Source organism: Frankia sp. CcI49 (assembly GCF_001983215.1).
Classification (GTDB): domain Bacteria; phylum Actinomycetota; class Actinomycetes; order Frankiales; family Frankiaceae; genus Parafrankia; species Parafrankia irregularis.
Map to the genome: position 1 here is coordinate 21,827 of NZ_MOWP01000054.1, position 6,000 is coordinate 27,826.

Annotated in this window: 4 protein-coding genes and 1 pseudogene; 2 read left to right on the forward strand and 3 right to left on the reverse strand. The window is 72.4% G+C overall.

Translation table 11 applies throughout. The features are described 5' to 3' along the window. Positions 1-136: 136 nt before the first annotated feature. Entirely contained in the window at positions 137-1,708 is a 1,572-nt protein-coding gene (locus CcI49_RS38425; protein ID WP_083473187.1) for an iron ABC transporter permease, read from the reverse strand. After that, positions 1,705-2,736, reverse strand: coding sequence for an iron ABC transporter substrate-binding protein (locus tag CcI49_RS38430; RefSeq protein ID WP_054566393.1), 1,032 nt, complete (start codon positions 2,734-2,736; stop codon positions 1,705-1,707). The genes CcI49_RS38425 and CcI49_RS38430 overlap by 4 nt, the downstream gene beginning before the upstream one ends. A 140-nt stretch (positions 2,737-2,876) precedes the next feature. Here CcI49_RS38430 and CcI49_RS38435 point away from each other — a divergent pair, with 140 nt between their 5' ends. Both CcI49_RS38435 and CcI49_RS38440 read left to right on the forward strand, forming a co-directional pair. Next, complete coding sequence (locus CcI49_RS38435; RefSeq protein ID WP_158230890.1) at positions 2,877-3,482, forward strand: response regulator transcription factor; 606 nt, start codon at positions 2,877-2,879, stop codon at positions 3,480-3,482. A gap of 8 nt (positions 3,483-3,490) precedes the next feature. After that, positions 3,491-5,089: an ATP-binding protein gene (locus tag CcI49_RS38440; protein ID WP_054566391.1), complete on the forward strand. Its 1,599-nt coding sequence runs from the start codon at positions 3,491-3,493 to the stop codon at positions 5,087-5,089. Between the two features lie 92 nt (positions 5,090-5,181). On the opposite strand, the pseudogene CcI49_RS38445 reads toward CcI49_RS38440, so the two are convergent. Beyond that, positions 5,182-6,000: pseudogene (locus tag CcI49_RS38445) on the reverse strand (hypothetical protein); the annotation flags it as partial.

The following is a 6,000-nucleotide window of genomic DNA, read 5'->3' on the forward strand; positions in this document are numbered from 1 at the left end:
GCCGGTGCCGTGCCGGGTACGGCCGGCCCCGTTTCCGGGCCGGCAGTCTCCAGGCCCGGCGTTTCAAGCCCTGGCGTCTCAAGCCCTGGCGTCTGAAGCGGTGGCGTCTGAAGCGGTGGCGTCACTGGCCCCGGTGTCACTGGCCCCCCTCGGAGTGTCGGCTGCGGCGGGTCAGCAGGAAAGCGGCCGGCGCGGAGATCGCGATCATCAGTAGGGCGTAGGGCGCCGCGGCGCCGTACTGGACCGCCGTCGACTCGCTCCAGAACTCGGTGGCCAGCGTGCGGGTGCCGATCGGCGCCAGCAGCAGGGTCGCCGTGAGCTCGGTGGTCACCGCGAGGAAGACCAGCGCCGCGCCCGCGCCGATCCCGCGCGCCATCAGCGGCACGGTGACCCGGGCGAGCACGCCGGCGGGCCCGACGCCCAGGGATCGCGCGACGTCGTCGAGTGCCGGTGGTGTCTGGCTCAACGCCGAGCGCAGGCTGACCGTCGCCCGCGGCATGAACAGCACCGCGTATGCGGCGAGAAGCATCACCGTGGTCTGGTAGAGCCCGGGCGTGTACCTGATCGCGACGGTGACCAGCGCAAGCGCGACGACGATGCCGGGCAGCGAGTTGCCGATGTAGGTGCTGCGCTCGACCAGCCGGGTGAGCGCGCCGCGCCGGCGCTCGGCGAGCCAGGCGACCGGCAGCGCGAGCACCGTGGTGACCGCGGCACCGAGCAGAGCGAGGGTGGCGGTGCCGGTCGCCGAATCCAGCAGGTCACCGGCGGGGAACGCGGTCGAGCGGCTGGTCGCCAGCCAGTAGGAGATGCACCCCAGCGGCAGGCCGACGGCCGCACCCGCCAGGGCTGCCAGCGCGACGGCCGCGAGCGGGGCGGCGCGCCCGAGGCGGTGGCGCGGCGCCCGGCGGGAGGCACCGGCGCCCGTCCGCGCGTACCGAGTGCGGCCTGTCAGCCACAGATCGCCGCCGAGCAGGACGAGGCAGAGCAGGACGAGGACGCCGGCGAGCGCCGTGGCGCCCGACCCGTCGAAGGTGGACTGGTACTGGTCGTAGATGGCGGTGGTGAACGTGTCGTACCGCAGGTTCTGCAACGCGCCGAACTCGGCCAGCAGGTGCAGGCCGACGAGCAGCCCGCCACCCAGGACGGCCGGCCGCAGCAGCGGCAGCTCGACCCGGGCGAACGTCACCCACCGGCCCCGGCCGAGCGACCGGGACACCTCCGCGAGGCTGGGGTCGGCGCCGCGCAGCGCCGCGGCGACCGGCAGGTACACCAGCGGGTAGTAGGAGAGTGTCGTGACGAGCACCGCCGGGCCGAGGCCGCCGAACGACGGGGACAGCGAATACCAGCCGAAGCTGTTCACATAGGCCGGGACGGCGAGCGGCGCCGCCATCAGCCCCGTCCACAGCGGACGTCCAGGCAGGTCGGTGCGTTCGACGAGCAGCGCCGCCGCCGTCCCCAGCACCATGCACGCCGTCGTCCCGAGCGCGACGAGCAGGACGGTGTGCCGCAGCAGCTCGCCGACCCGTGGCCGCCACAGCAGGTCGCCGAGATCGCCGCCGGTGGCGGCGATCTCCACCGCCACATAGCCGAGCGGGACGAGGGTCAGCGCGGCGACGGCGAGCGCGCAGGCGAGGCGAAGTGGCGGGTAGCGGCGAAGTGGCGGGTAGCGCAGCCAGCCCCGCGGACCCGCCGCGAGGCTCGCGGTCACAGGAGCCCCACCTCCTGCATCTCCGTGACGATCGTCGGGCCGTTGAGGGTGTTGGGGTCGACGGTCGGCGCGTCGAGCTGGTCCAACGGGGTGAGCACGGCGTTCGCCGGGATGCCGGAGCCGACGGTGTACTCCAGTGCGTCGCCGTCGGCGAGCAGCTGCTGGCCCTCAGGGCCGGTCATGTAGGCGAGGAACCGCTGGGCCTCGGTCGGGTGGCTGCTCGACCGGAGCACCCCGCCGCCGGAGACGCTGACGAACGCGCCCGGGTCCTGCTCACCGAAGAACTCCAGCTTGACCTTGCTGCTGTTCGCGCCGCCGTCGGCCTGGTCGCGGTACCAGTAGTAGTGGTAGCTCACGCCGCCGGAGATCTCGCCGGCGTTGACGGCGCGCAGGATGGTGTTGTTGCCGCGCAGGATCCTGGCGTTGTCCTTGATGCCCTGCAGCCAGGCCCGGCCCTCGTCCTGGCCACGCAGCGCGTAGACGGCGCTGACGACCGCCTGGAAATCGGCGCCGCTCGGGGACACGGCGAACCGGCCTTTCCACTCCGGCCTCGCCAGATCAATGATCGACTCAGGCAGGTCGGCGGCCGGGATCTCACCGGGGTTGTAGATGAACACCGTCGACCTCGCGGCGACACCGACCCAGTCACCCTTGCCCGACGAGTACCGTGCCGGCACCTGGGCCCTGGTGGCGGCGTCGACCGGGGCGAACAGGCCCTTGGCCGAGACGAGGGACATCGCCGGCGAGTTCTCGGTGATGAAGACATCCGCGGGCGAGGATTCACCCTCGGCGACGATCTGGTTCGCCAGTTCGAAATCGCTGCCGTTGCGGATATCCACTTTGATGCCGGTCTTCGCGGTGAATCCGTCCGCCCACGCCTTGCCGACCTCGTCGTGCTGCGCGTTGTAGAGCACCAGGGCGCCGTCCGGGTCCGAGGACGCGGGCGAGCTGCCGGACCCGCAGGCAGCGAGGGCCAGGCCGGTCCAGGCAGCCACGGCCGTAAGAAGCAGACGTCGGGCGGTCGGCACGGGGGGACTCCTTTGACAGATGACACCTGACGAAAGGAGGTTAGGCTCAGTTAATATCGACCGAATCCCCCTAAAATTCGGGGGTCGAAGGTGCACACCCGGAGGGCCGTGAACCGATGGCATCATCGTTGTCACTCCTGGTGATTGACGATCATCGGATATTCGCCGAGGCGCTCTGCCTGGCCCTTGGCCTCGAACCCGATGTGCGCGGCGTGGCAACGGCGCACACCGGCCGGGACGGTCTCGCGATGGCCGCGGCCCTCGACATCACCGCCGCCGTCGTCGACCTCGACCTGCCCGACCTCGACGGCATCGAGGTCGTCACCGGGCTGGGCGTGCTGCGGCCCGCGGCGCGGATCGTCGTCCTCACCGCCCATGCCCGGCCCGACCTCGCCCAGCGCGCGGTGGCCGCCGGCGCCGCCGCGTTCCTGCCCAAGGAGGCCCCGCTGGCGCGCATCACCGCGGCGCTGCGCGGCCAGGGCGGCGACGATCCGGTCGTCGACCTCGGAGCCGCTCGGCCCGCGTCGGTCGGCCGCGTCGGGCTGACCCCCCGCGAGCTGGATGTGCTGCGCCAACTCGCGCAGGGACGGGACGCCCAGCAGACCGCGGCGACCCTGGGCATCTCGCTGTACACCGCGCGCGACCACATCAAGGCGCTCATGGCGAAGCTCGGGGCGCGCAGCCAGCTGGAGGCGGTGGTGTCCGCGACCAGTCTCGGCCTCGTCACCGTCGGTTCACGGTACTGAGCCATCCGTTGACCGCTACCGAGCACCCGTCGACACCGCTGACCGCCGGCGACGACACGGCCGACACAGGCGGTGTCATCGACGCGGCCGGTGCCGACGCGGCCGCGTCGATGACACCGCCGCCCTCCCGGGGCCGACCGCGCGAGCGTCCGGTTGTCCGCCGCGTAGTCCTGCGGCACGTCGTCGTCGCGGCCGTGATGTCCGTGTTCCTGTCGGCGCTGGTCGTCGCCGGGCTCTGGCGGTTCGCGCAGGACCAGTCCCGGGAGAACGCCGAGCAGGTGGCCGCACAGGTGGCCGCGACGGTGCTCGGCCCCATGGCCCGGCACGACTACTCCCGGCCCGACAGCTTCGACCGGGCCGACCTGCGCGACCGGATGACCCCGTTCCTGTCGGCCGGCATGGTCGACCGCGTCAAACTGTTCACCGTCCGGGGCGACCGCGCCACCATCGTGTTCTCCGACGACCCCCAGCTGGAGGGCCGGACCGGGTATCGCGCGCCGAGCATGACCGACCAGCTCCAGGCCGGCGGTGTCGTGGTCAAACAGGTGCCGCAGGACGCCGCTCACCAGTACGAGACGTCACTGCCGGGTAGCCGGCTGGAGGTCTTCTTCGGCTTCCTCGACGCCGCGGGCAGCCCGACCCACCTGGAGCTCTACATACCGGTCCGGCCGGCCTGGATCGCCCGGCAGGCCACCGGGGTGCTGCTACCGGTCCTCCTGGCGGGCGCCGTCCTCCTCACCGCGGCGATGATGCCGCTGTCGATCGCCATGGCCCGGCGGGTCGAGCGCGACCGGGCGGAGACCCGCGCCGCGCGACGCTACGGGCTCGCCGCCGCCCAGCTCACCCGGGAACGGCTGGCGCGACGTCTGCACGACCATGTCATTCCCAGCCTGGCAGCGGCCGGCCTCCTTCTCGACCGCGCCCGGATCGACCGCGCCCGGATCGCGCCTTCGCTCCCTCCCTCCGCCGCGGGCCCCGCCCCGCCCGCCGCCAGCGCCACCGGGGCCGGCGGAACAGCCGGGGCTGGCGGGGCCGGGAACGATCTGGTTCTCGCACATGTCCAGGGCCTGCTCGCCCAGGAAGCGCAGGAGCTGCGCGCGATGCTCACCGAGCTGCTGACGTCCGCTCCGCCCGACACGGACATCCGGGCCGCCCTCGACCTGCTCGCCGCCGAGATCCTCACCATCGGGCTGGAGCCGGAACCCGTCGCGACGGTCATCGTTGAGGACCCCTGCGAGGTCGACAGCCAGACCGCTTCGATCCTCTGCCAGGTGGCCACCGAGCTGCTGCGCAACATCGCGCGGCACGCGTCGGCGCGCACGGTCCAGGTCCGCGTCAGCACGCCACCCGGCGGCCAGGCCAGGACGGTCGAGCTCCTCGTCACCGACGACGGCGCCGGTTTCGATCCCGCCGTCGCCGCCCCGCCCGGCCACATCGGCCTGCGTCTCGTCCATCGCCTCCTCACCGACCACGACGGGCGGCTGACAGTGACAAGCGCGCCGGGAGCCGGGACGACGGCGATCGTCACGATGTCCGCCGGGCCACCGCGGTCCGGCGGGGACCGCCGCCCGCGAGCATCCTGGCCGCGCCGCGGCCGCCCGAGGTAGGTCGGGCAGGCAGGCGCGGTCCGCACCAGCCGCACAAGGGGCAACCCGCATCGCCGATCTGGTCGGCGGATTCCGGTCCCGGCTGTCCATGGCTATAGAGCGCTGGTCGGGCAGGTGTTCCGAAACGGTTCGCCAGGCAGGTAGCGGAGCCACTCCTGTTCGTCCAGGCCGCGACCGGCACGTTGGCAGGCTATCTTGATCGCGTCGCTTCGCAGGTCTTGAAGCACGCCTACGTCCCACAGCCGCGACGCATTCCCGTAGCCACCGATGGYGAGCAGCCCGTCCGGGCCGAATTCCACCGCGTAGTCCGGGTACTTCCCCGTAAGGATCGAGTCGATGGGGTGAAGGGGGCTGCCGAGCCGGCGAGGATTGGCCGGGTCGCTCGTATCCCACAACCGTATCGGGCCTTCGTCACCGGCCGCCAGCAGCCCGTCCGGGCCGAATGCCACCGTGTGGACAATGCCCGCGCCAAGGGGGTCGCCGAGGGGGCGGGGACCGGCCGGGTCATGGATGTCCCACAGCTGTAGCTGGCCTTCGGAACTGCCGGTGGCGAGCAGCCCGTCCGGACCGAACGCCACCGCGGCCAGGCCGGTGTGGCCGGGGAGATCGCTGAGGGGGCGGGGACTGGCCGGGTCGCTGGTGTCCCACAGCCGCATGATGCTGTCGGAGTGATCGGTAGCGAGCAGTCCATCCGGGCCGAACGCCACCCTGGAGTACGGACCGGTGTGTTCAAGGGGGCCGCCGAGCGGGTGGGGTTTGGTGGGGTCGCGGATGTCCCACAGCCGCGCCGGGCCATCGCTACCGGTGGCGAGCAGCCCGTCCGAGCCGAACGCTACCGTTCTGACCTTGTAGGTTCCGCCGCCCAGGTCACCGAGCGGGTGGGGTTCGGTGGGGTCGGCGGTGTCCCAGAG